This window comes from Tamlana crocina, from assembly GCA_040429635.1.
In the GTDB taxonomy this organism is placed as follows: domain Bacteria; phylum Bacteroidota; class Bacteroidia; order Flavobacteriales; family Flavobacteriaceae; genus Flavisericum; species Flavisericum crocinum.
On record CP158972.1, the window covers coordinates 1,673,095 to 1,698,030 of the forward strand.

Genomic DNA, 24,936 nt, shown 5'->3' on the forward strand with positions numbered 1-24,936 from the left:
TGTATTCGTGGCAGCTAAATACATTTTTAAACCTTGAGTCATTTTTACTAACAAAAGAAAACATAATCCTTAACGGGCTTTAAATCTAAGTTTTTTAAATAGGCCCGTATTTCCTTTTGAGCTGCTTTGTTGGCCACAGTAATGATGCTTTGCGGATTTTTAATTTTTGAAAGTGTTTCAAACGGTAGCATGGATTTTCCGTAAATATCCTTACCGATTTTTTTCGGGTTGTCGCAAATCCATTCAAAATCTATGTTTCTTTCAACAAGCGTTTGCGCAATAATTTTGCCTTTGCTTCCGGCGCCCCAAACCACCAATGTTTTATTGGGGTTGAAATCAATATCCAAAAAATGATTGATTTTTAACGATGTAAAATGGTTTTGCGCATAATGCACATGCGTTCGGGAAGTTCGGGTGCTATAATCTCGCCATTGGTGCAAAATATCGTTACACGGAATACATTTATAGCTGCTTTTGTAAAACCGGAACGTGAGGTCGTAATCTTCGGGGTAAATATGCGGATTAAAGGCATCGCAGGCCAGTAAATCGTCGCGGTGTAGCATCCAACAGGGTGAGGGAATAACGCACTCTTTATAAATTTCATCATAATTACTTCCCGTTTTCGTTAGCTTGTTCAACCAGTTTTCGTAGCTTTTATAGCCCGGTTTTACGCCGCCTTTCGCAAAGTATTTTACCAAACCAACGGCAACATGTTTCTTTCCGTGGGTTAAAAGATTGTTGGTCAATACTTCAATCTTATTAGGCATCATAATATCGTCGCTATCCATTCGGGTGATAAATTCACCTTTACTTTTTGATAGGGCCATTTGCAGGGCATCGATAATACCGCTTCCTGAATTTTTAAAAACATGTATTCTGGCGTCTTTTTCCGCGAAAGCGTTAACCGTATTATAACTGCCGTCAGTTGAGTCGTCATCAATCATTACCATTTCCCAATTTTGATAGGTTTGTTCAATAACGGATTGAATACATACAGCCAAAAAACGTTCGGTATTTTTAAACGGCACTAAAATGCTCACTAAGGGCGGTTCCATTTTCAGTTTTATTAAAAATTTATGACTTATTTTTAGGCACCCATTATGGGTGGATACGCTGCGAATTTAACAAAACCTTAAGAAAGGAGGCCGTTACATAATGGTATTTTGCACGTCAATTTATAAACTTTTAAAACTACTCATAAATGAATTCAAAATCGGTAATGGCAGTAATGGCCGGAATATTATTGGCCAGTTGCGGGTCGGCCAATAAAACAGGAAATGATTTGGCTACCAGTTTGCCCATTGAAGCGACCATAGATTTATCGAAAATTAATGATGATAAAGCGCCCGTAACCATCGATCCGGGGCGATTTACCGTTAAAACCGTGACTTACCGTTTGCCAAGGGTGATTCAGGGAACTTATTCGGTGAGTGATTTTGGAAAGTACGTGGAAGCTTTTAAAGCTTACGATTACTCTGGAAACGAAATAGAGGTGAACCAATTGGATACCAATACTTGGACGATTGAAAATGCCAAGAAGCTGGATAAAATCACTTATTTGGTGAATGATACTTACGATATCGAGGAAGAAGGCGGTATTGGTAAAGACCAACCGTTTTCGCCTGCAGGAACGAATATTGAACCCAAAAACTACGTGCTGAATCTGCACGGTTTTGTGGGCTATTTCGATTCCTTAAAAAGCAACCAATACAAATTGAATGTGACCGCCGATGCCGGTTTTGTACGTACTTCGGCCTTGCAAAATGTTAATTCCACCAAAAGTGAAGACGGCAAATATTTAACAACAACTTATTTGGCACCGCGTTATTTTGATATTACCGACAACCCCATGATGTACGGTAATTTAGATGTTGAAGAATTTCAAGTGGGCGATATAAAAATTGTATTGAGTGTATATTCTCCAAACAAGAAGCACTCGGCAGCATCGCTTAAAGAAACCATTTTTAAAATGATGCAGGCTCAAAAAGCCTATTTGGGCGATATTAACTCGACGCTGCGTTATGATATTTACTTGTATTTATCGGATGGTGAGGCCGATTCACCGAAAGGTTTTGGAGCTTTAGAGCACCATACTTCAACCGTTGTGGTTTTACCAGAATCGATGGACGAACAAACGTTGGCCGATGCCATGATTGACGTGGTGTCGCACGAGTTTTTCCACATTGTAACGCCGCTGAGTGTACACTCTGAAGATGTGCATTATTTCGATTATAACAACCCTACTTTTTCAAAACACCTATGGATGTACGAAGGCGTAACGGAATACTTTTCAACCTTGTTTCAAATTGACCAAGGTTTAGTAGATGAGAAAAAATTCTACGGCGATATTTATGAAAAAATACAAGCCTCTAGAAGAATGAACGATGCGATGAGTTTCACTATTATGAGTGAGAATGTTTTAAAAGCACCTTACAAAGATGAATATTTAAACGTGTACCAAAAAGGCGCGTTAATTGGAATGTGCATCGATATTTTAATGAGAGAGGAAAGCAACGGGCAACGCGGTATTTTATCATTAATGAAAGAACTTTCCAATAAATACGGAAAAAACAAGCCTTTTGAAGACGACAATTTAATTGCCGAAATTACTGAGATGACCTATCCTTCGGTTGGAGAGTTTTTAAACACGCACGTGGTTGGCGATATTCCAATTGATTACAATGTGTTTTTTGAAAAAGTAGGCTTGGAGATTGGTGAAGGACAAGTGGAGGCCAACTATATTTTAATGGACGGCGTACCCATAGTAAGTGGCGATGCTCAAACGGGTACAATCTTTTTCACCGATAAAGTGTTGGAAAATAGCTTTTGGAAAGCACAGGGCGTTCAGCCCAACGATGTGATAAAAAGTATTGATGGCACCGAGTTGACTATGCAAAATGCCAACCAAGTGTTACAGCAAGTGTTTATGTGGAAACCTGGTCGTGTTATTGAGGTGAAGTTGGAGCGTAACGGCGAAGAAGTTGAAATTAAAACAACTACCACTAAAGCTTATACCAGCGGTGAAATGATTGTTGAAAATCCTGAAGCAACTGAAGCCCAAAAGGCTTTGCGAAAAGCGTGGTTGAAAGGGTAGTTTATAATTTTTTAAAACGATAAAAGCTGTCTGAAAAGAGTGTTATTCAGTGCGAAGCGAAGAATCTTTTAAATGAGAAATTTTATTTTCAATATGATGAGATTTCTCGACTCCGCTCGAAATGACAAAGATTTTCTTTTCAGGCAGCTTTTTTATATTGCATCATCAAGGATTTAATAAACTAAATAGGTGTTTGCATCATCAGTTAATGCATTTAAAAACGCAATAATATCCTGCTTTTCTTCTTCCGATAGGTTTAACGGGTCGGGAGGAAGGGTTTGGTTTTCCATCTCGATGCCCAAACCGGCAGCACCACCAATATTGTAAAAGTGCAACACTTCATCCAACGAATTGTAAACCCCGTTGTGCATGTAGGGAGCCGTAAGGGCAATATTCCTAAGGGTTGGTGTTTTAAAGAAATGTTTCCGTTCTTCGGTATGAAACAAGTCGTAGCGACCTAAATCGTCGTCAATTTTCGCGTTAATGGTATCGGTAGTTTCCGGTACTCCTATCAATTCCATTTCAGATTCTTTATAAGTGGTGGGCACCGTGCCGTTAAATAGTGGCGCGAAATGGCAAGTGGCACATTTGGCCTTTCCGTTGAAAAGGTTAAACCCATTGATTTCAGATGCGGTTAACGTATTTTCAAGGTTGTTGATGTTTCTGTCGAATTTGGAATCGAACGGTGCCAAACTTCTAATAAAACTGGCTATGGCGTGCCTAATATACTCTTGTTTAATTGAATCCTTAAAAACGGACTGAAATGGTTTGGTGTATTCCGTGTTGTTTTTTAAAGCCTTTTCAAAAGTTTGCAAATCGCTGTGGAATTCATTTTCATTATTGATTACAGAAACAATCTGCCCTTCTAAACTCCCCGCTCTGTTATCGTAAAAGAAGCCTTTTTGCAGCCCGGCATAAAGTAGGGTAGGGCTGTTGCGTGTTACCCCTTTTGAAATGGCGAGGCCATCGGTATAACCTTTTTCGGGAATGTGGCAGGTGGCGCAGTTTATGGTTTTTGAAGCTGAAAGTTCTTTTTCAAAAAAGAGTTTTTTGCCCAGGTTGACTTTTTCTTCGGTTAAACTGTCGTTGTAAACCGAAAAGTGGTAGAGGTTAAATGTGTTGTTTGAAAACAGTGAAGTGGCGTTATTATTTATGGATTTGGTAAACGGAAATTCTACTTGCCAATCGGCCACCGTTGCGTTCCAAAGCTCTAAATTTTTGTGGGTATGGTTTTTAATGAAGCTGTAACGATCAAAGGAATTGAAATCGGCATTTAAGTCTATTTGTGCCTTTTTAATCGCTTCGGTCCATTGGTTGTAAATTTCAGTATTATTAAATTCCGATTGATACACCTCTAAATACTGTTTTACGGCCTCATAAGAGGTTTGCGCTTCTGTGAGCGATTGCTCTAATGCGGGCGAGTCGAAGCCAGTAATTCCTGTTAGGGCAGTTCGGATAATTTGGTCCCTCACCATCCAAAGTACATGGTATGGCTTTATGTAGTTTAAATTCAGGTTTTTCTTTATAAGTTGCAGCCTTTCGGATGTTTTTTTGGCGTGCAGTGTTATACTTTCAAAATCGGGATTTTCATTAAAGATGTTTTCCTCCAAAACCTGAAATCCGGTGGGTTGCTTTATTTTAATATCGGTAGCATCTTCTTCTTCAATTTTTAAAATATTGGGCTGATTCAAAAATTTATAATTTTCAGAATCTACAAATGCTAAAACGGGTTCGGCCATTTTAAAATGATGCCTAGCATTTAGGTAATGTTTTTCTAAAGATACTGCTTCCTTGGCGGTTTTTATACTGTCCAGAGCAGTTATGGCTGCCGAAAGGGTGTTAGAAAATGTGTTTTCCAACACTCGGGTTGGATTGTTTTTTGTTTGATGATCTTGCTGTTGGTTTAAGCAAGCATTTAATAATATTGAAAAGAGGCCTATGAAAACATAAGCCCCTTTTTTGGTATTGAAATTCATAAATGATTATCTCTTTAAACCTTTAATAACATAAAGCATACTGCCTTCGTTTCTGTCTGGTGTTGGGTTGGCCAACGGGTCGGTAAACGATGGGTTTTCCCAGCCGTGGTTTTGGGTAATCAGTAAAAAGGTGCGGTCTACATCAATAGTTTCAGAAATATCAATCATACCAGTAATTTCCCAGTTTCTATTGGCAGTTCCGTAACCCAAAGAAGCGGCATAATCTTGGTTGCACTCTAAAACGGTTTTAAGGTTTTTAGACTTGATATTGTATTCGTACAATTGCGCGTAGTGGTCTTTTTCTGGAGTGTCTGGGTATCCGTTTGGATCTTCTTGAATGTACACGTAGTTTTCAGTCACCACGATGTTATCTGGACTGTGGAAAGCTTTTGCTTTTCCATCTAAAATATCACCATCTAAAACACACTCAATAGTACCTTTAAGCGGATTGTTTTCATTAAGTACTACGTGGTAGATCCTTCCGTAAAATGTTCCTTTTCCTAAAAGTGCGTCTTTTTTTCTTCCAGTAACTACAAAGAAAAACTCTCTGTTGTTGCTTGCCGAACCTCTTCTCCAGTCGATATCCTCAACTCTTGAAAAGCCCATGATGCCTTTGGCTCTCGATTCGGCCTCAAGTTCATCTAAAGTTCTTTCGTTGTACTCTTCAAAAGTAACATCGTAGCTTACGCCTTCTTCCATGTCCATTTCGTAGTTAATGCCTTCGGTAATAACTTTTAAACCGTAAAGTTTTCCACCGTTTAAATCGCCTTTGTTGCCCACGTACATGGCCAATTGACCGGAAGGTGTTTCGTTATCACTGGTATCGTCACCAATTAAAACGACTGTTTTTCCAGGGAAAGCATTTTGGTGCATGGCAACTGCATTTTCGGTAGACCACTGGCCCAAAGCAGGCAAGGTTTGCGCGATGGATGCATTGGCAGCATCTTTGTATGGATCGATTGAAAATACAGCTTTTGAAGCACCACCCCACTCGCCACCAGAAAGGTAAAGTGGACCAAAACCATGCTCTTCTGGAGTAATTAACGAACCAGAACATTGTGCGGTACGAGCTGAAGCTTCAGCATTTAAGATGTACTCGCCGCTTACTGGTTTGAAAGTTTCATCTAAAGTGATTCTGGCTACCGAATAATCGGCTTCAATATTATTAATTAAGGTGTAAGTGCCGTCGCTGTTTTTTAATAACCCGGCACCGTCGGCCATACTTCCGTAAACAAAGTTTGGAGAGTCTTCCAATTGGTCTTCAGAAGAAAGCAACGTGGTAATTTCAACGTTTTCAAAACCAGACTTCAATTCAAGAAGGTTGGGGGTTTTAGAGTGGTTAACAAGCTCAATTTTTTTGTTATCTCCTTTAATGGTGCCATCTTTAGTGTCGCATGATGTTATAAATGCACAAGCTAAAATGCCGTAAAGAATAGAATGTTTCATTTTTGATGTTTTTGGATTAGTTCTATTTATTTTTTCCAAAAGTATGTGCTCGGCACTTCAAAAATGTTAGCTTAAGTTTGGCTTTAAGTGAAGAATTTGTGAATGCAATGTTACTTATGTAAAGTTAAGCTTAATATTTAAAATGAATCTAATTAAAACTTTTCAAAAACTCCCAATCCGAAAAGCGCGAAATCGTATTTTACGGGGTCTTTGGGGTCCAGTTGCCTTAATGCAGTGTCCAGTTCTAATAGGGCTTTAGCGTCGTTTTGCTTTCGGTTTAGTAATCCTAGTTTTCGGGCCACATTACCAGAATGGACATCCAAAGGGCAGGAGAGCTGGCTGGGCGAAAGGTTCTCCCAAATACCAAAGTCTACACCAGTATTGTTGGGGCGCACCATCCATCGTAAAAACATGTTAATGCGTTTTGCAGCCGAATTTTTCAATGGGTCGCTCACGTGTTTTTGTGTTCGTGCCAAATGTTCAATTTCAAAAAATACAGATTTGAATTTTGAAATGGCAGGCTGCAGCGAATCGGTTTCAGCATGTTGGGCAAATACCTGTTCCAAACCTTTGTGATGCGTGTAAATGTGTTTTAATGAAGTAATAAATTGAATACAGTCGGTGCCGTTAAAAGTGCGGTGTACAAACGGTAACAATTTTTCCATATCGGCTTCTTGGTGGTTCATCACAAAATCGTGTGGGGCGTTGTCCAGTAAACCCATCAGTTTTTTTGCATTGTTGATAATACTTTTTCGATTGCCCCAAGCAATTGTAGATGTTAAGAATCCCGCAATTTCAATGTCTTCCTTTTTTGAAAATTGATGCGGAATTTGAATGGGATCACTTTCAATAAAATCAGGGTTGTTGTAGGTTTCGACTTTGGCGTCAAGAAACTCTTTTAATTCCGATGGTTTTATTTTCAAAAATGTGGTTTTATGTTTAAAAATCAAGTTCAAAAATACAATTTTCGGGAGTTTTAACTGTTGAAAAACCAAAAAGTAAACCAAAAACTCAGCGAAAAGAACATGAAAAACATCGACGAAATGCGTAAAATCATGATTTAAGTGTGAATTGGAACGGTTGAAGTACACTAAAATTAACATTTATTGCGTTATTTGGTGAACTAAATTTTATATTATGAGAAAATTTATTTTCCCCATTTTAGCCATTCTATTTATGGCTTGCGAAGAAACCGAAAAAGTAAAAGAGAGTATTGATGCGGCAGCGGTACGAGAAGCTTTAATTGAGTATGCCACTGTAAACAAGGTGTTTCAAGATGTTGGAAACAACAGTGGCGATGCCGTGTTGTCTGCTGAAAGTTCAACCGAATCGAAAGCAGGAAAATCAGAAACCGATGGACCAGCCATTACTGTTGAACCGTTGGATTTAACCTCGTTCCCAAAAACCACAACCATCGATTATGGCGACGGTGTTTTGTGTAAAGATGGTGTTACCCGAAAAGGCATTGTTACTGTAGTATCAACGGGTTGGTACAGAGAGGAAGGTAGTGAGCACACTTCAACATTCAGCAATTATTATCACGAAGATTTTAAAGTAGAGGGTACGCATGTAGTAACGAACTTAGGAACAAATGAAGATGAAAACCCAGAATACAGTGTGGTTATCAATAACGGAAAAATCACAACTTCAACAGACGCAAGCATCAATTACACCGAAAATTCTACCCGAACTTGGGTGGCCGGTGCCGATACGCCTTTCAATATTTGGGATGACGAATATACTTTAGATGGTTCGCAATCTGGAGTAAGCTCTAAAGGAGTGGAATATACTTTAACGGTAGAGGAGGAACTTCATTTTGTGCTATTGCCTCGCGGTATTGAAGCAGGTATTCTGGATGTGAGTATTGGTAATATCGATGATATCAAAATTAATTATACCAACGCTACCATTACTATTTTTGGCCAAACTTTTCCTTTTGGTGAGTAATTAAAGAACGATTAAAATAAATTAGAAAAAGCTTGTTGGGTATTCAGCGAGCTTTTTTGTTTATCTTGGTTGGTCGTTTATAATTTTGCCATCCACCATGGTGAGTTTCCTATCGGCCATATCGGCGAGTTCTTCGTTGTGGGTAACAATCACGAAGGTTTGCCCAAATTCATCCCGAAGTTTAAAAAACAAATTGTGTAGGTTTTCTGCACTTTCACTATCCAAATTTCCCGAAGGTTCATCGGCAAAAATTAATTCGGGGTTGTTTATCAATGCCCGAGCCACGGCCACGCGTTGCTGTTCGCCGCCCGAAAGCTCATTGGGTTTATGGTCGTAGCGGTGCGATAGCCCTAAAAAGTCCAACAATTCTTTGGCGCGTTTTTCGGCATCAGCTTTATGGGTGCCTTTTATAAAAGCGGGAAGGCATACGTTTTCAATCGCAGTAAATTCCGGTAATAATTGATGAAACTGAAAGATGAACCCAATATGCTCATTTCTAAATTTCGCCAAGGCTTTATCCCTCAGAGAGCTTACATCGGTATTGTTAATTTCTAGGCTGAAAGATGTCTTAGAGGAAGCTTTGTCCAGCGTACCCAAAATTTGAAGCAAAGTGGTTTTTCCGGCACCCGAGGCCCCGACAATAGATACCACTTGTCCTTTTTCAATATGCAGGTCAACGCCTTTTAAAACCTGTAAATCGCCATAATATTTATGAATGTTTTTCGCTTGAATCATCTGTATGAAATATCAGTGGGGAAATTACTATTTTATGCCGTTCTGTACAATTTCAAATCGCTTTTTATTGCCGTATGCGTTTTATGGGCTATATTTAGGAGCCTGTTTAGGAATTTATGATTTGATTTTTTATAGCTTATTTTTAGTGCAGTATGAGGCAAAATTTTCAAGCATAGCAGGGCTACGGTTTAAAATTTTAACGAAATAATGCGGAAAAAGAAGCGTAAAGGACTAATTGATAAATTCCTAAACAGGCTCTAATTAAAAATTAAAATTACCAAGGCATGCCGTACAAGCATTTTGAAGAATACAATATCAAGATTACCGACGACGTAAAAAACAGATACGAAAATATTATAAAGGATTTGGGCGAGGATGCCAATCGTGAAGGCTTACTAAAAACGCCCGAACGCGCCGCCAAGGCCATGCAGTTTTTAACCCAAGGTTACCATCAAGACCCAGTAGAAATTCTAAAAGGGGCCATGTTTAAGGAGTCGTACAACGAAATGGTGATAGTAAAGGATATTGAATTGTATTCACTATGTGAGCACCATATTTTACCTTTCTTTGGAAAAGCCCATATAGCATACATTCCCAACGGACAAATTGTAGGGTTGAGTAAATTGCCACGTATTGTTGATGTATTTGCCAGACGCTTACAGGTGCAGGAACGTTTAACCGAGCAGATTCTCGATTGTATAAACGATACTTTAAAACCACAAGGCGTTGCTGTGGTAATTGAAGCGTCGCATATGTGTATGATGATGCGAGGCGTACAAAAGCAAAACTCGGTAACTACCACTTCTGGGTTCCGTGGACAGTTCGAAAAAATTGAAACCCGTAATGAGTTTTTAAAGCTTATCGGGAAGTAGGTTTTGGTACATTTCTTGTTCTTGACAAAGAAAAATTATTGAATGAATAAATACAAAAAACTACTTATCGGTATCGTTTTGGATGCTTTGGGCTATGTTTCGTTTTTTATCCCCGGGGTGGGCGAATTCTCCGATATCGTTTGGGCGCCCGTTTCTGGTTGGTTAATGACTAAACTTTATAAAGGAAAGCCCGGAAAAATAGCTGGGATTATTTCTTTTATCGAAGAAGCATTACCCGGATTGGATGTTATTCCCACGTTTACGTTAATGTGGATTTACACCTATATTTTCAAAAAGGAAAAATAGGCACGGATTTTGTAAATACACAAGTATTCCTGTCTGGACCATGGAAATAATTCGTATCCAGAATATCTTAATTTTATAAAAAAAACCGATAGAATTTCTATCGGTTTTTTGTGTTTGTATTAATCTGTTCCCTGAGCGTAGCCGAAGGGAAATCTAGTTCTATTCCTCAACCAAAACCCAATCGCCTTTAGCAATTAAGGGTTCGGCTTGTTTGTATTTTAAGGTTTTGTTTTCACCATTCAGCACATGCTTGATTGTTACACGATCGTTTCGTCCAATTTTGGGCTTATCGCGCACAATGGTTTCCAAAACTTCTGGTTGGCGTTGGGTGTTCCCAGCCGCACGACTTTGAGCAGAACGCTCGTCAAGATTAGGTATTTCCTCTTTTGTGGTCTGTACCTTTTCTTGTTTACGTGCTCTAGCTTCTTGGATGGTATCTTGCGTTTCCTGTGGCAATTCGCCTTTAAACAAGAATGAAATCACATCTTTGTTCACTTGGTCAATCATGGCTTTGAACAATTCGAACGCCTCAAATTTATAAATCAATAAAGGGTCTTTTTGTTCGTGAACCGCCAATTGCACCGATTGTTTCAGCTCGTCCATTTTGCGTAAATGTGTTTTCCAAGCATCATCAATAATGGCCAGAGTGATGTTCTTTTCAAAATCGGTAATCAATTGCTTTCCTTGGCTTTCGTATGCTTTTTCAAGATCGGTAACAACATTCAAACTTTTTGTTCCGTCGGTAAACGGCACGACGATGCGCTTAAATTTATCGCCTTGGTTTTCGTAAACATTTTTAATAACCGGGAAGGCAAGCTCGGCATTGCGCTCCATCTTTTCACGGTAATGTTCAAATGCCGCTTTATAGATTTTTGAAGTGATTTCTTGAGCGGAAAGTTTGCCAAATTCAGCTTCGGAAACCGGTGAACTCATTGAGAAATAACGAATCAATTCAAATTCGAAATTCTTGAAATCGTTAGCGTTTTTGTTGGTTTCGGCAATACCTTCCGAAGTATCGAAAATCATGTTCGCCAAATCCACACGAAGACGTTCACCATGCAAGGCGTGCTTTCTACGTTTATAAACCACCTCACGTTGAGCGTTCATCACATCGTCGTATTCCAACAATCGTTTACGAACCCCAAAGTTGTTTTCCTCTACTTTTTTCTGGGCACGTTCAATCGATTTTGAAATCATGGAATGTTGGATTACTTCGCCTTCCTTCAAGCCCATACGGTCCATCATTTTGGCGATACGCTCACTACCAAACAGACGCATTAAATTATCTTCAAGCGATACATAAAATTGTGAGCTTCCTGGGTCTCCTTGACGGCCAGCACGACCACGTAGCTGTCTGTCTACACGTCGCGAATCGTGGCGTTCGGTACCTACAATGGCCAAACCACCCGCTTTTTTCACCTCGTCGCTCAATTTAATATCGGTACCACGACCCGCCATATTGGTGGCAATGGTTACCTGTCCGGGTTGTCCCGCTTGTGCCACAATGTCGGCCTCTTTTTTATGTTGTTTTGCGTTCAATACGTTGTGCGGAATTTTTCGGATGCTCAACATTTTTCCGAGTAATTCTGAAATTTCAACCGAAGTAGTACCAATTAGTACCGGGCGACCCGCTTTTGACAGTTGGGTAACCTCGTCGATAACCGCGTTGTATTTTTCACGCTTAGTTTTATAAACCAAATCCTCACGGTCGTCTCTGGCAATAGGGCGGTTGGTTGGGATTTCAACCACATCCAATTTATAAATTTCCCAGAATTCGCCCGCTTCGGTTACCGCAGTACCCGTCATACCTGATAATTTGCGGTACATTCTGAAGTAATTTTGAAGTGTTACCGTAGCAAAAGTTTGGGTAGCATCTTCAATTTTTACGTTTTCCTTCGCTTCGATAGCTTGGTGCAGTCCGTCGGAATAACGACGACCGTCCATAATGCGACCCGTTTGCTCGTCAACAATCATCACTTTGTTGTCCATCACCACATATTGGGTGTCTTTTTCAAACAAAGCGTAAGCCTTTAAAAGTTGGTTTAAAGTATGGATGCGTTCCGATTTTACACCGAAATCCTTAAATAATTCTTCTTTAAGTTCGGCCTCTTTTTCCTTCGGAAGGTTTTGCTCTTCAATTTTGGCAATTTCAACACCAATTTCTGGAAGGATGAAAAAATCTGGGTCGTCTTTTCCAGAAATATATTCTACACCTTTATCGGTCAACTCTATTTGGTTATTTTTTTCTTCAATCACATAATACAATTCGGCATCAACCTTTGGCATTTCACGGTTATTGTCCTGCATGTAGAAATTTTCGGTTTTTTGAAGCAATTGCTTTACGCCTTCTTCACTTAAAAACTTGATAAGTGCTTTGTTTTTTGGCATACCGCGGTACACACGCAACAATTGGAAGCCGCCTTCTTTGGTATCGCCAGAAGCAATTAGTTTTTTAGCTTCGGCCAAAACGCCTGTTAAATATTTTCGCTGTACGGCAACAATATCGTCTACTTTGGGTTTCAGTTCGTTAAACTCGTGGTGGTCGCCTTTAGGGATAGGCCCAGAAATAATTAATGGTGTACGGGCATCGTCAACTAAAACGGAATCGACCTCATCGACAATGGCGTAATTGTGCGGACGCTGAACCAAATCTTCTGGGGCGTGCGACATGTTATCACGCAGGTAATCGAAACCAAATTCGTTATTGGTACCGTAAGTGATATCGGCATTGTATGCTTTTCTTCTTGCGGCTGAGTTCGGTTTATGGTAATCGATACAATCAACGCTCAACCCGTGGAATTCAAAAATAGGAGCCATCCATGCGCTGTCACGCTTTGCCAAGTAATCGTTAACCGTTACTAAATGCACGCCTTTTCCGGCCAGTGCGTTCAAATACACGGGAAGTGTGGCCACAAGGGTTTTACCTTCACCGGTTTGCATCTCGGCAATTTTACCTTGGTGCATGGCAATACCTCCAATAAGCTGAACGTCGTAATGCACCATATCCCAAGTGATGGGTTTTCCGGCGGCATCCCACGAGTTGGCCCACGAGGCTTGGTCGCCATCTAAGGTAACATAATTTTTTTCTCCAGAAATGGTACGGTCAAATTCGTTGGCCGTTACCGTAATGGAAGTATTATTTACAAAACGCTTTGCAGTTTCTTTCACCACAGCAAAAGCTTCGGGCAAAATATCGTTTAAAACGTCTTCGGTTATTTTGTATGCATCGTCTTTTAGACTGTCTATTTGTTCGTAGATATCTTCACGTTGGTCAATATCTTCGGTGTTTTCGGCCTGTTGCAAAAGCTGGGTGATTTGCTCGTCAATGTTTTTGTTGGCTTCGGAAATTTTAGCTTTAAACTCGGCTGTTTTGGCTCTAAGTTGGTCGTGCGAAAGTGCTTCGAGAGCAGCCTCGAAACTTTTAATTTTATCGACTATAGGTGTTATGGACTTGACATCTTGTTTGGATTTGTCGCCAACAAACATCTTTAGTACAGAATTTAAAAAATTCATAAGTGTTTAATTTTATATTATGTGAAACAAAAAACCGAATTAGTTACGTAGCGGTTTTCCGTTTCACTTTATTTTTCAGAAGTATCTTTTACCTGCTGTTTTTAAAGCACTCAAAGATACATTATGTTATTAGTTTTATTAAAAGATTAGTACAAAAAAAAGCCTCGAAATCGAGACTTTTTCACTATTCTTTATGCTTTTGTTTTAATATTCATCTTCATTCCAAAGATAATCTTCGTCCGTAGGATAGTCAGACCATATTTCCTCAATAGAATCATACGAGTCGCCCTCATCTTCAATTGACTGTAAATTTTCAACAACTTCTAGAGGGGCACCGGTTCTAATAGCGTAATCTATTAATTCGTCCTTAGTTGCTGGCCATGGCGCATCACTTAAATACGATGCTAATTCTAAAGTCCAATACATTTTCTATACTTTTAATTTTGTGCAAAAATAAATTTTTAGTTCAAACAGGCAAGTAAAAAATGAATTATTTAATCATTAATTATAAGAACGTGTGCTGTTGGGGTTTAAACCTTAATAAATCCACCTTTGCGGGTTGTTATTTAGCGATTTTTGATCGTGTTTTGTGAAAAAGATATGTCATTCCTTTTCGGGTATCCACTTAATTTCTTCCGCTTTCAAATCAAATGACAACTTTCGTGCCAATACAAAAAGGTAGTCAGAAAGGCGGTTAAGGTAGATTAAAACATGCGCTTCAAAAGGTTCCAACTCATTTAATGCTGAAGCTAAACGTTCGGCGCGACGGCACACGCAGCGTGCAATATGACAGAATGACACGGTTTGGTGGCCGCCCGGTAACACAAAATGCGTCATAGGAGGAAGGGCATCGTTCATTTGGTCCATTTCCTTTTCGAGCAGTTCGATATCTTCAACCGAAATTTTTTCAATATCCAAGCGTTCTTTTCCGCTTTTTAAGATGGCTTTCTTGGGGTCGGTGGCCAAAACAGCTCCAATGGTAAATAGTTTGTTTTGAATGATTTGGAGCGTTTTTTTGTAGTGTAGATTCATATCTTGGTCACGTATCAAACCTAAATGTGAATTGAGTTCATCTACCGTTCCGTAGCTATCAATCCTAATGTGGTGTTTGGGCACTCGGGAGCCGCCAAATAAGGCCGTAGTACCTTTGTCTCCTGTTTTGGTATATATTTTCATATGTTTGTTTTAATGCTTTTTGCTTTTGTAATTAAAGCGTATTTCAATTTTAGGGTTAAATATAAATGTAAAAAATAAATCACCACTTTTGGGTATTGACTTGTAAGAATTAGGCGTGTATTTTAACATCCTTTAACATAAAAAGATTATTTTTGCAACCAAATACATAACGTAAAACAAACCAAATCTTAAAATTTATGAAGAAAACTGCTTTATCAGTATTGTTCTTGCTAGGTGCCATGGGCACGCAAGCTCAATCGTTCATTGGCTATCTTACCGATAATTACAGCGGGGTGAATAGTGTTACGGCAAACCCGGCCAATATTGTGGATTCCCGTTTTAAAACTGATATTAATATTTTGGGCGCCAGTGCAATAATTGGAAACGATTATTATGGGGTAAACGTAATGGATGCCTTAAAAGAAGACTATGATTTTGACTTGGATGCTACCAAATCACCTTCAAACAGCAATAACTTTGGGACTTATGAGGATATTTTAGGACCATCTTTTATGTTCAATTTGAATAAGAATAGTTCCATTGCTGTTTTTACAAGAGCGAGGTCGGTAGTAAATATCAATGACATTAACGGAAATACGGTTGATGAAATCGATAATGATGACACCGAGGATTTTATGGTGAACGAAGGCGATTTTAATGCCTTTGGCCAAGCTTGGGCTGAAGTTGGTTTAACTTATGCGCGAGTTTTGATGAATAGCGAAGAACACTTTTTAAAAGGAGGTCTGTCGTTAAAATACCTGCAAGGTGCTGGTAGTGGCTATATTTACGGAAGAAACGTAACTATTGATTATGATGCTGATGGCGCTGGTCCAGACAATGGGAGTTTCGATTCTACCGGTGAATTGACTTATGGCCGTTTTGATAACTTTGATGATGACGATTATGATTATGAGCTACCAGATGCCAGTGGTTTTGGTGTCGATTTAGGTTTTGTGTACGAATGGCGACCAAACCATGCCGATTACACAAAAACGAATTCTGATGGTGAAAGCTACACGTTGAAGCATAAAAATAAGTACAAATTAAAATTGGGCCTTTCTATCACCGATTTGGGTTCTATTAATTACAAAGAAGGACAGGAAGATGTTTACGACATTACTAATACTAATGTAACAGAGGATGATTTTGACAACGCCGAGGATATCGAAGAGTTTTTGAACAATTTTTATACATTAACACAATCGAGCGGTTCTTTTAAAACTTACTTGCCAACAGCACTACATTTTAATGCCGATTGGAATTTTAGCGGTAAATTCTATTTGAATTTAAACACCGATTTGTCTTTGACTAAAAAAGGCAAGGAAAACACCAGCAGTATTTTGAATATTGCCTCTTTAACACCGCGTTTTGAAAGCCGATGGTTCAGTTTCTATTTGCCTTTGAGCATGGTGGAGTATAATGGTTTCCAAGCGGGTGCTGGTTTAAGAATGGGGCCGCTTTACTTAGGTTCTGGTTCAGTGCTTACCGCTTTAACTAGCGACGATACTAAAGGAGCCGATGTGTACGCCGGATTAAAAATACCGGTTTATCAAGGAAAAGCTAAAGATAAAGACGGTGACGGTGTTTTGGATAAATTGGACGGATGCCCAAAAACACCAGGCCCCGTTGAAAATAATGGCTGCCCATGGACAGATAGAGATGTGGATGGTATTATGGACAACGTTGATAATTGTCCAGATGAAAAAGGCCCTGAGGAAAACAATGGTTGCCCATGGGGAGATGCCGATGGCGATACGGTTTTAGATAACAAAGATGAATGCCCAGATGTGGCCGGAGAAGTTGATAACAACGGATGTCCATGGCCAGATACCGATGGCGATGGCGTTTTGGATAAAGACGACCAATGTGTTAACGAAGCAGGAACTGTGGCAAACAACGGTTGCCCAGAATTAGAGCCAGAGGTGACTGAAGAAATTCAAAAAACCTTAAATGAATATGCAAAAACTATTTTGTTCAATTCCGGTAAATCTACCATTAAGGAAGAATCGAACGATGTGTTGAAGGAAATCGTAGGTATTTTACAGGAGTATCCTTCGGCTAAATTTGCTATTGAAGGGCATACCGATAGTGTGGGAAGCGATAGTTTAAATCAAAATTTATCGGAAGCGAGAGCAAGTTCAGTAATGCATTATTTAATTGAAAACGGTGTGGCTTCAAACCGATTGACTTCACAAGGTTTTGGAGAGAGCAAGCCTATTGCAACGAACTCAACCAGTGCTGGTCGTGCATTGAACAGACGTGTTGAAATTAATTTAGTGAAGTAAAAGCAAACGCTTTTATCTAAATAAAAATAGAAATCCCGGAGTTAGCGCTTCGGGATTTTTTTTGTTTTTAGCCAAAGTGGTTGAACATTTTTATGCCCGAATCGTAAAATGTTCCTTGGCCTGTTCGGTTCTAAAAAACACAAAGCCCCATAAAAAAGTGTCGATGGTTACGGTTACTTTTGGGTGTTTTTTTATGGTTTCCCAAGCCTCGGTCATGCCTGGGCTCCAATAAATATCGTCAAAAATAAACACGGAATTGTTGTGCGCCGTTTGCAGTAAAGTTTCAAAATAACTCAGTGTAGCTTCTTTTTGGTGGTTGGCATCAAAAAATACCAAGTCGAAGGAATTGGTTTTTAGTTTTTTTATTCCTTCCGAAATATCGCCTGTAACAAGCGAAACATTTTTAACCCCATTTTTTTTCAGTTGACCTTTTGTGAACTTTGAAATATTCGGGCAGCCTTCAATAGAAACAATGTTGGCGTCAGGGTAACCCAAAGCTATGGCATGGGTGGCGATGCCTAATGAAGTGCCCAATTCTAATATGGAATTCGGTTTGAAATACTGAACTATTCTAAATAATAATTTCGCCCGTTTTTTGGTGCTTCCTGCATTTTTTGCCATTTCAGAAACCTTTCGCATTTTTCCTTTTGAAACTCGCGAACCAGCCCCTAAGTCAGTCACCGATATTTTTTCATGGCTATTTCGAAGTTCTTTTTTATAGTTTAAAATAGCTTGGTAAGCGCCGTGCTCTTTTTTGTCGTAAAAACATTTGGTCACCAAACTGTAAACGAACGGCGAATGCACCCCGTGTTGGTTGCTCGATTTTAAAAGGAACTTTATATATTGTTTTGGCTGATACAAAATTTAGTTTCAGGTTTCAAATTTCAAGTTGAATGTCATGCTGAGCGCAGTCGAAGCATCTCTTAGCGCCTTCGCGCCTTTGCGAGAAACTATCCTTCCAATTTGGCGGACAGTTCAAACCAACGTTCTTCCTTGGCTTCAATGGTGTCCAATAATTTTTGAAGCTCATCGGAAAGTGCGTTGATTTCGTCCTGCGTTAAATCAGGATTGTTGAATTTGCTTTCCAGTTCCTTTTTGTCAAAAGCCAATGCGTTCAGTTTGCTTTCAATGTTTTTTAATTCCTTTTCTTCGTTGTACGACAGTTTTGAAGCCTCGTTCTGTTTCCACGATTTGGTGTCCTTTTTATCTTCGGAAGTAGTAGTCGATACGGCTGGTTGGCTATCTTCATAAACCCGATAATCGGTATAGTTTCCGGGGAAATCTTCAATCTCACCTTCACCTTTAAATACAAAAAGATGATCTACGATTTTGTCCATAAAATAGCGGTCGTGCGACACCACTATTATACAGCCCGGGAAATCCAAAAGGAATTCCTCTAAAACGTTCAGCGTTACAATATCGAGGTCGTTGGTTGGCTCATCAAGAATTAAAAAATTAGGGTTTTGGATTAAAACGGTACACAAATATAAACGCTTGCGTTCGCCTCCGCTCAGTTTTTCAACAAAATCGTATTGCTTTTTTCTGCTGAAAAGAAAACGCTCCAAAAGCTGTTGCGCACTAATTTGCCGTCCTTTTTTCAACGGAATGTAATCGCCAAACTCACGGATCACATCAATAACTTTCTGTTCGGGTTTTATGGCAATGCCGCTTTGTGTGTAATAGCCAAATTTTACGGTATCGCCTTTAACCACTTTGCCTGAATCGGGCGCTGCCGTTTGGGTTAAAATGTTTAAAAAGGTCGTTTTTCCAGTACCGTTTTTCCCGATAATGCCCACGCGTTCCCCTTTTTTAAAGGTGTAATCGAAACCTTTTAAAATGGTTTTGTCCTTAAACGCTTTTGAAACTTTATGAAATTCCAAAATCTTGCTGCCCAAACGTTCCATGTTCAGTTCCAGTTGTACTTGGTGGTCGTTTCGGCGTTGGTGGGCACGGTGTTTTATATCCTTAAAATCGTCAATTCTAGATTTCGACTTAGTGGTCCTTGCTTTGGGTTGTCGGCGCATCCAAGCTAGTTCTTTTTTGAAAAGTTGTTTGGCTTTACCGGTTTCAACCGCTTCGCGCTCAATGCGTTCTTCGCGCTTTTCTAGGTAATACGAGTAATTGCCTTTGTAGCTGTACAGTTCACCTTCGTCAAGCTCGATGATTTCGTTGCACACGCGCTCCAAAAAATAACGGTCGTGCGTTACCATAAAAAGGGTGATGTTTTCCTTGGCGAAAAATTCTTCAAGCCACTCGATCATTTCTAAATCTAAATGGTTGGTGGGTTCATCTAGAACCAATAGATCGGGCTTGTTGATCAGGGCATTGGCCAAAGCCAATCGTTTTTTTTGTCCGCCCGAAAGTGTGCTTATTTTTTGCTCTAAATTATCGAGTTTAAGTTTGAAAAGAATCTGTTTGTATAATGTCTCGAAATCCCATGCTTGGTGGCGTTCCATGGCATCAAAAGCGGCTTGGTAAGCATCGGTGTCTTCCGGGTTTAAAAGGGCCTTTTCGTAGTTAGCAATCACCTTTAAAATCGGGTTGTCACTCGCAAAAATGGTTTCTTCCACCGTTAAAGCTTTATCGAATTTAGGGTCTTGCGATAAAAAGGCGACTTTAATGTCTTTCCGGTAAATCACGTTGCCAGAGTCGGCTTGGTCATCGCCAGAAAGAATATTCAAAATAGAAGTTTTTCCCGTGCCATTTTTAGCCACAAAAGCTATTTTTTGGTCTTTGTGAACACTGAATGAAAGGCCTTCAAAAAGGGTGTGTTCACCATACGACTTCGATATGTTTTCTACTGTTAAGTAATTCAAAATTTTAATTTTTTACAAAGAACGGACAAATAACCAAAAAATCCGATAAAAGTTTTATTGTTAAGGCGTAAAACTTATATTTGCTTTAAATCAATGTGCCTCAATATGAAGAACCATTTTATCCTGTCTTTGTTGGTTATAGCCATGCTCTCAGTATCGTGCATTACCAATAAAGATATTGTTTACCTGCAGGACAAAGGTACTGTTGTTGACTCTTTGGCAATAAAAGCACTCTCTAAACCCTATCGCGTTCAGGTTAACGATATTTTGAGTATTAATGTTAAGGCGCTGGATCCTGAATTGGTTGGGATTTTTAATCCGGTTGAGGGCGCGAATGGGGGGAATACCTCTGGTGGCGGACTCTATTTTAACGGTTTTACTGTCGATCTACATGGTAATATTGAATTCCCGATTTTAGGAAAAATAAACGTTTTAGGATTTACCGTTAAAGAGATAGAAGATAAAGTTGAGCGCGAATTGCTGTCGCAATATTTTAAGGAAACTGCTGAAATTTTTGTGACCGTAAAATTAGCGGGATTGCGTTATACCACGGTTGGCGAAGTAGGCACCGGCGTACACACCTTGTTTCAAGATCGAGTGAATATTATTGAGGCTTTGGCAAATGCTGGAGATATTGCAGATACAGGAGATAGAACAGATGTTTTGGTGATTAGGCAGTACCCCGATGGACAAAAAATCCATCATATCGATTTAACCGATATCAAGGCTATGCAATCGCCCTATTATTATATTCAGCCCAACGATATTATTTTGGTAAAACCCTTAAAGCGTAAGGCCTTGGGGGCTGGGCAAACGGCTATTCAGAATATCACTACCATTTCTTCCATTTTATCGGTGTTGGTGTCCACCTATTTTTTAACAAAAAATCTGTAACGGAAAATGGAGGAAGAGTTTGAAGTATCAGAAGGCCAGTCGTCGTTTTCCTTTGATGTAAAGGCATTTATTTTTAGGGTATTAAGCTATTGGAAGCTATTTGTACTTTTTATTGGCGTTGGGGTTTTTATCGTCTATCAGCAAAATATTAGAACCCAGCAGTCGTACCGTTTGGGAACGCAAATTTCGATTGAAGAAGCTTCAAACCCTTTGTTTACATCAAACACTAGTTTGACTTTCAATTGGGGCGGTGTTTCGGGCAAAGTACAAACCATGATGACTTCATTAAGGTCGCGCTCCATACACGAAGAAGTGGTCGATAACCTTAAATTTTACATCACTTATTTAAAGCAATCGCGCTTCAGAAAAGATGATATTTATACTTACGCCCCGTTTCGGGTTGATTTAATGCCCAACACGTTTCAGTTGTTGAATACACCTCTTAAAATCACTTTTCTAGACGGTGATAGATACGAACTGTCTTTTAGTTTTGAAGAAGAAATGTCTCGGGGAACACAGAATTTCAGCAATAAAAAAAAGGGAAATATTGCTATACCTGCGGGAACATTTCAGCAACAATTTAAACTGAACGAGTGGGTGGAAACGCCATATTTTAGTGGCGTGATAACTTTGGCAGATGACAAAACCGTTGCCCCTAACGGTGAATATTTTTTCATGTTCAATAATTTTGATGCCGTGGTTTCAAAATACCGAAATAGGCTGTCAATCGACAACCCAAGGAATTCGGCCATTTTGAATTTGAGCATGGTAGATGTCAACAAAGCAAAAATTGTAGATTATTTAAATGAAACAGTTGAGGTTTTAAGCAAGGAACAGCTTGAGCGCAAAAACCAGTTTGTAACCAATACCATTACTTTTATCGATCAGCAATTGGAGCGGGTGAAATCACAATTGGTGCTGAATGCCGATTCGTTGAATGATTACAAGCAAAAGAATAAAATTTTCAATTTAAACCACGAAGGGGAGGCGATTAATTCGAAGATTACCGATTTGGAAAACCAAAGGGACGGCAACGTACAAAGGTTGGCCTATTACGCCAGTTTAAAAACCTATTTGCAAACCAGTGATTCGTTTACCGAACTTCCTGCGCCAGCTGTTGCAGGAATAGACGATGGTAATATTGTTGCTAACATATCTAAAATCAATGCGCTGTCGGTACAAAAGTCGCAATACGGTGCAACGGTTAGAAAGGACGCTACGATTTTTGCCGACCTGAACCGACAGATTGATGGTTTAAAATCGGTGCTCTTGGAAAATATTAGTTCGGTTACTAATGAGATTAAAAGAGAGCAGCAAACCATTAACTCTAAAATTGCCAAAGAGGAAGCGAAGATTAAAAAGTTGCCCGTTGCGCAGCAAAAGTTGTTTGATATACAAAGGCAATATACGCTGAGCGAGCAAACCTATAATATGTTTTTGTCCAAACGGGGTGAGGCCGATATTATTAAATCGGCTACGGTTTCTGATATTGTTGTGATTGATAAAGCCAAAGATACTGGAGCAACACCGATAGATTTAAAGTTGAGTTCGCGTTACTTGTTTGCCGTTATCGGAGGGATTTTACCACCATTGTTATTGGCGTTTTTAATCACATTTTTTGATAATAAAATTCATAATCCTCAGGTGTTGGAGGGCTTGTCTAAAATTCCGATTTTAGGTGTTGTTGGTAAAAATAATGCGGAGAATAATTTAGCGGTTCATTTAAAACCAAAATCGACCATTGCAGAGGCATTTCGTTCCATACGTTCCAGTTTGCAGTATTTTTATAAAAATAAAGGGATTGACGGCACAAAAACCATCATGGTCACTTCTTCAGTTAGTGGGGAAGGTAAAACGTTTTCTTCTATTAATTTAGCGACGGTATTGGCCATGAGTGGTAAAAAAACGGTATTGGTAGGATTGGATTTGAGGAAACCTAAAATTTTTGGAGACTTCGATATTGCCAACGATATTGGCGTGGTTAACTATTTAATTGGCCAAAATGAGTTGGATGATATATTGGTGAAAAGCAAAGTGCCGAATTTGGATGTGATTACTTCTGGACCAATTCCACCAAACCCATCAGAATTGCTTATTGGAGAACCCATTGATCGAATGATGGCAATTTTAAAAGAATCATACGATTATATTGTTTTGGATACTCCCCCGATTGGTTTGGTAGCCGATGCTTTTGAATTAACCGAATACGCCGATGCAACCATTTATGTGGTTAGGCAAGATTACACCAAAAAAGGGATGATAAACTTGGTGAATTCAAAGTATGAAAAAGGAGAGATAAAAAATATCAGTTTTGTGTATAACGGTTATAACCAAAAAGGAAAGTACGGTTACGGCTATGGTTACGGTTACGGTTATGGCTATGGTTACGGTAGTTACGGAAATGGTTATAACGATGACGGAAACACTAAAAAGGGAGTTATGGGCAGGTTAAAGCAGTTGTTTAATTTGATACCCAAAAATTGAATTTAGTATGAGGGAGGTGCTTATAAAAGCTATTGAAGCTGCTGTATTGGCAGGTGAAGAAATTATGAAAGTCTACTCGGGAGTGTTTGATGTGGTTTTGAAGCCTGATAATTCACCACTTACACAAGCCGATGAAAAAGCCAATGCTGTTATCAACGCGGTGCTAGAAGAAACGAATATTTCAATTATTAGTGAAGAAAATGCTGCGGTATCCTACTCTGAAAGAAAAAAGTGGAACAAATGTTGGGTAGTCGATCCATTGGACGGTACCAAGGAATTTGTGAATAAAAACGGTGAGTTTACAGTAAATATCGCGTTGGTTGAAAACGGTCAGCCTGTTTTAGGGGTAATTTATGTACCAGTTTCCAAAACGCTATACTATGCAATAGTTTCAGAAAATATAGCCTATAGAATAGTGTTGGGTAGTCATCAGGTTTCAGAAGGCATTTTTGAAAATAGTGTCATCATCAAACCAGACAGTAAACCGAAACAGCAGCTAAAAGTGGTGGCCAGCCGTTCGCATCTCAATGACGAAACCGAATCCTTTATAAACGATTTAAAGTTAAAGGGGGAAGATGTTGTGATGGTATCAAAAGGAAGTTCGTTGAAATTTTGTCTATTGGCAGAGGGCGAGGCACATGTTTACCCTAGGTTTGCCCCCACCATGGAGTGGGATATCGCCGCGGGACATGCCATTTGTAATGCCGTTGGAATAAAGGTGAGTCAAGTTGGAGCTGTAAAAGAGTTAAGATACAACAAAGAAAGTTTGTTAAACCCCTATTTTCTTGCCAAAACAGTAGTATGAAGAATAACATTAAGCAAGATTACGCCATTGGGCAAAGCGATAGGGAGGCTTTAAATAAACATAAACCCTGTTTGGTTTGGTTTACAGGCTTGTCGGGGTCTGGAAAGTCGACCATAGCCAATTTATTGGAAAAAGAACTTTACCAACAAGGCATTCACACTTATACTTTAGATGGGGATAATTTGCGACGTGGATTGAATAGTGATTTAAAATTTACCAAAGTAGATCGTGTTGAAAATTTAAGACGAACCGCTGAAGTAGGAAAGCTGTTTGTCGATGCTGGATTCGTGGTTTTGGCTGCATTTATTACGCCTTATAATGAAGTTCGAAAAAGCATAAGAACTATTGTTGGCAATGAAAATTATATTGAGGTGTTCGTAAATACCCCATTGGAAGTTTGTGAACAGCGTGATGTAAAGGGGCTGTACAAAAGAGCAAGGGCTGGAGAAATCAAAAATTTTACAGGAATTAGTTCCCCTTTTGAAATACCGAACAATCCAACTATCGAGATTCAAACCCTGAAAGAAAGTCCAGAAAAGGCCGTAGAAAAAATTTTAAAACTGTTGATTAACAAGATTTAAAGAAAG

At 39.2% G+C, this 24,936-nt stretch carries 19 protein-coding genes; 9 read left to right on the plus strand and 10 right to left on the minus strand.

Features of this window, described 5'->3' with window-relative positions; translation table 11 throughout:
* Positions 1-47 precede the first annotated feature (47 nt).
* A complete protein-coding gene (locus tag ABI125_07570) occupies positions 48-1,055 on the minus strand; it encodes a glycosyltransferase family 2 protein (GenBank protein ID XCF07711.1) in 1,008 nt (335 codons plus the stop codon).
* Between the two features lie 146 nt (positions 1,056-1,201).
* Here ABI125_07570 and ABI125_07575 point away from each other — a divergent pair, with 146 nt between their 5' ends.
* A complete protein-coding gene (locus ABI125_07575) occupies positions 1,202-3,094 on the plus strand; it encodes a peptidase M61 (GenBank protein ID XCF07712.1) in 1,893 nt (630 codons plus the stop codon).
* Between the two features lie 173 nt (positions 3,095-3,267).
* Here the strand turns inward: ABI125_07575 and ABI125_07580 are convergent, their stop codons facing one another.
* The 3 genes from ABI125_07580 to ABI125_07590 form a co-directional block, all read right to left on the minus strand.
* Positions 3,268-5,070: a cytochrome c peroxidase gene (locus tag ABI125_07580; protein XCF07713.1), complete on the minus strand. Its 1,803-nt coding sequence runs from the start codon at positions 5,068-5,070 to the stop codon at positions 3,268-3,270.
* Positions 5,071-5,076: 6 nt separating this feature from the next.
* Complete coding sequence (locus ABI125_07585; protein XCF07714.1) at positions 5,077-6,516, minus strand: phosphatase; 1,440 nt, start codon at positions 6,514-6,516, stop codon at positions 5,077-5,079.
* A 152-nt stretch (positions 6,517-6,668) separates the two neighbouring features.
* On the minus strand, positions 6,669-7,433 hold the full coding sequence (locus ABI125_07590; GenBank protein XCF07886.1) for a TIGR02757 family protein: 765 nt from the start codon (positions 7,431-7,433) through the stop codon (positions 6,669-6,671).
* Between the two features lie 220 nt (positions 7,434-7,653).
* Here ABI125_07590 and ABI125_07595 point away from each other — a divergent pair, with 220 nt between their 5' ends.
* Positions 7,654-8,463, plus strand: a complete 810-nt coding sequence (locus tag ABI125_07595) for a hypothetical protein (protein ID XCF07715.1) — start codon at positions 7,654-7,656, stop codon at positions 8,461-8,463.
* Between the two features lie 60 nt (positions 8,464-8,523).
* Here the strand turns inward: ABI125_07595 and ABI125_07600 are convergent, their stop codons facing one another.
* Complete coding sequence (locus tag ABI125_07600) at positions 8,524-9,198, minus strand: ABC transporter ATP-binding protein (GenBank protein XCF07716.1); 675 nt, start codon at positions 9,196-9,198, stop codon at positions 8,524-8,526.
* A gap of 284 nt (positions 9,199-9,482) precedes the next feature.
* On the opposite strand from ABI125_07600, the gene folE reads away from it, so the two are divergent.
* Positions 9,483-10,070 (plus strand): GTP cyclohydrolase I FolE, encoded by a 588-nt coding sequence (gene folE / locus ABI125_07605; GenBank protein XCF07717.1) that lies wholly within the window; start codon positions 9,483-9,485, stop codon positions 10,068-10,070.
* Positions 10,071-10,112: 42 nt separating this feature from the next.
* The gene (locus tag ABI125_07610) at positions 10,113-10,376 is read left to right on the plus strand and encodes a hypothetical protein (protein XCF07718.1); all 264 of its coding nucleotides are present in this window, start codon (positions 10,113-10,115) and stop codon (positions 10,374-10,376) included.
* Between the two features lie 159 nt (positions 10,377-10,535).
* On the opposite strand, the gene secA is transcribed toward ABI125_07610, so the two are convergent.
* The 3 genes from secA to ABI125_07625 all read right to left on the minus strand — a co-directional run bounded on the left by secA (position 10,536) and on the right by ABI125_07625 (position 15,065).
* A complete protein-coding gene (gene secA / locus ABI125_07615) occupies positions 10,536-13,889 on the minus strand; it encodes a preprotein translocase subunit SecA (GenBank protein ID XCF07719.1) in 3,354 nt (1,117 codons plus the stop codon).
* A 204-nt stretch (positions 13,890-14,093) separates the two neighbouring features.
* Entirely contained in the window at positions 14,094-14,315 is a 222-nt protein-coding gene (locus tag ABI125_07620) for a DUF2795 domain-containing protein (GenBank protein XCF07720.1), read from the minus strand.
* A 177-nt stretch (positions 14,316-14,492) separates the two neighbouring features.
* A complete protein-coding gene (locus tag ABI125_07625) occupies positions 14,493-15,065 on the minus strand; it encodes a cob(I)yrinic acid a,c-diamide adenosyltransferase (protein XCF07721.1) in 573 nt (190 codons plus the stop codon).
* Positions 15,066-15,262: 197 nt separating this feature from the next.
* Here ABI125_07625 and ABI125_07630 point away from each other — a divergent pair, with 197 nt between their 5' ends.
* Positions 15,263-17,350, plus strand: a complete 2,088-nt coding sequence (locus ABI125_07630) for a DUF5723 family protein (GenBank protein XCF07722.1) — start codon at positions 15,263-15,265, stop codon at positions 17,348-17,350.
* A 90-nt stretch (positions 17,351-17,440) separates the two neighbouring features.
* On the opposite strand, the gene ABI125_07635 is transcribed toward ABI125_07630, so the two are convergent.
* Both ABI125_07635 and ABI125_07640 read right to left on the minus strand, forming a co-directional pair.
* Positions 17,441-18,214 carry a class I SAM-dependent methyltransferase gene (locus tag ABI125_07635; protein ID XCF07887.1) on the minus strand — a complete coding sequence of 258 codons (774 nt, stop codon included), beginning with the start codon at positions 18,212-18,214 and terminating at the stop codon, positions 17,441-17,443.
* A gap of 86 nt (positions 18,215-18,300) precedes the next feature.
* A complete protein-coding gene (locus ABI125_07640; protein XCF07723.1) occupies positions 18,301-20,166 on the minus strand; it encodes an ABC-F family ATP-binding cassette domain-containing protein in 1,866 nt (621 codons plus the stop codon).
* Between the two features lie 105 nt (positions 20,167-20,271).
* Between ABI125_07640 and ABI125_07645 the strand changes: the two genes are divergently transcribed.
* Genes ABI125_07645 through cysC form a run of 4 tightly spaced genes read left to right on the plus strand, consistent with a single transcriptional unit; the run spans position 20,272 to position 24,930 of the window.
* Complete coding sequence (locus tag ABI125_07645; protein XCF07724.1) at positions 20,272-21,060, plus strand: polysaccharide biosynthesis/export family protein; 789 nt, start codon at positions 20,272-20,274, stop codon at positions 21,058-21,060.
* Between the two features lie 6 nt (positions 21,061-21,066).
* Positions 21,067-23,544: a polysaccharide biosynthesis tyrosine autokinase gene (locus ABI125_07650; protein XCF07725.1), complete on the plus strand. Its 2,478-nt coding sequence runs from the start codon at positions 21,067-21,069 to the stop codon at positions 23,542-23,544.
* A gap of 7 nt (positions 23,545-23,551) precedes the next feature.
* Positions 23,552-24,349 carry a 3'(2'),5'-bisphosphate nucleotidase CysQ gene (gene cysQ, locus ABI125_07655; GenBank protein ID XCF07726.1) on the plus strand — a complete coding sequence of 266 codons (798 nt, stop codon included), beginning with the start codon at positions 23,552-23,554 and terminating at the stop codon, positions 24,347-24,349.
* The gene (gene cysC / locus ABI125_07660; protein XCF07727.1) at positions 24,346-24,930 is read left to right on the plus strand and encodes an adenylyl-sulfate kinase; all 585 of its coding nucleotides are present in this window, start codon (positions 24,346-24,348) and stop codon (positions 24,928-24,930) included. Before cysQ ends, cysC begins: the two co-directional genes overlap by 4 nt.
* Positions 24,931-24,936: the final 6 nt, after the last annotated feature.

Excerpts from the sequence above, each read along its gene's own strand:
- ABI125_07570 (XCF07711.1), bottom strand. The coding sequence starts at position 1,055 with ATGGAACCGCCCTTAGTGAGCATTTTAGTGCCGTTTAAAAATACCGAA.
- ABI125_07575 (XCF07712.1), top strand. The coding sequence starts at position 1,202 with ATGAATTCAAAATCGGTAATGGCAGTAATGGCCGGAATATTATTGGCC.
- ABI125_07580 (XCF07713.1), bottom strand. The coding sequence starts at position 5,070 with ATGAATTTCAATACCAAAAAAGGGGCTTATGTTTTCATAGGCCTCTTT.
- ABI125_07585 (XCF07714.1), bottom strand. The coding sequence starts at position 6,516 with ATGAAACATTCTATTCTTTACGGCATTTTAGCTTGTGCATTTATAACA.
- ABI125_07595 (XCF07715.1), top strand. The coding sequence starts at position 7,654 with ATGAGAAAATTTATTTTCCCCATTTTAGCCATTCTATTTATGGCTTGC.
- ABI125_07600 (XCF07716.1), bottom strand. The coding sequence starts at position 9,198 with ATGATTCAAGCGAAAAACATTCATAAATATTATGGCGATTTACAGGTT.
- folE (XCF07717.1), top strand. The coding sequence starts at position 9,483 with ATGCCGTACAAGCATTTTGAAGAATACAATATCAAGATTACCGACGAC.
- ABI125_07610 (XCF07718.1), top strand. The coding sequence starts at position 10,113 with ATGAATAAATACAAAAAACTACTTATCGGTATCGTTTTGGATGCTTTG.
- secA (XCF07719.1), bottom strand. The coding sequence starts at position 13,889 with ATGAATTTTTTAAATTCTGTACTAAAGATGTTTGTTGGCGACAAATCC.
- ABI125_07620 (XCF07720.1), bottom strand. The coding sequence starts at position 14,315 with ATGTATTGGACTTTAGAATTAGCATCGTATTTAAGTGATGCGCCATGG.
- ABI125_07625 (XCF07721.1), bottom strand. The coding sequence starts at position 15,065 with ATGAAAATATATACCAAAACAGGAGACAAAGGTACTACGGCCTTATTT.
- ABI125_07630 (XCF07722.1), top strand. The coding sequence starts at position 15,263 with ATGAAGAAAACTGCTTTATCAGTATTGTTCTTGCTAGGTGCCATGGGC.
- ABI125_07645 (XCF07724.1), top strand. The coding sequence starts at position 20,272 with ATGAAGAACCATTTTATCCTGTCTTTGTTGGTTATAGCCATGCTCTCA.
- ABI125_07650 (XCF07725.1), top strand. The coding sequence starts at position 21,067 with ATGGAGGAAGAGTTTGAAGTATCAGAAGGCCAGTCGTCGTTTTCCTTT.
- cysQ (XCF07726.1), top strand. The coding sequence starts at position 23,552 with ATGAGGGAGGTGCTTATAAAAGCTATTGAAGCTGCTGTATTGGCAGGT.
- cysC (XCF07727.1), top strand. The coding sequence starts at position 24,346 with ATGAAGAATAACATTAAGCAAGATTACGCCATTGGGCAAAGCGATAGG.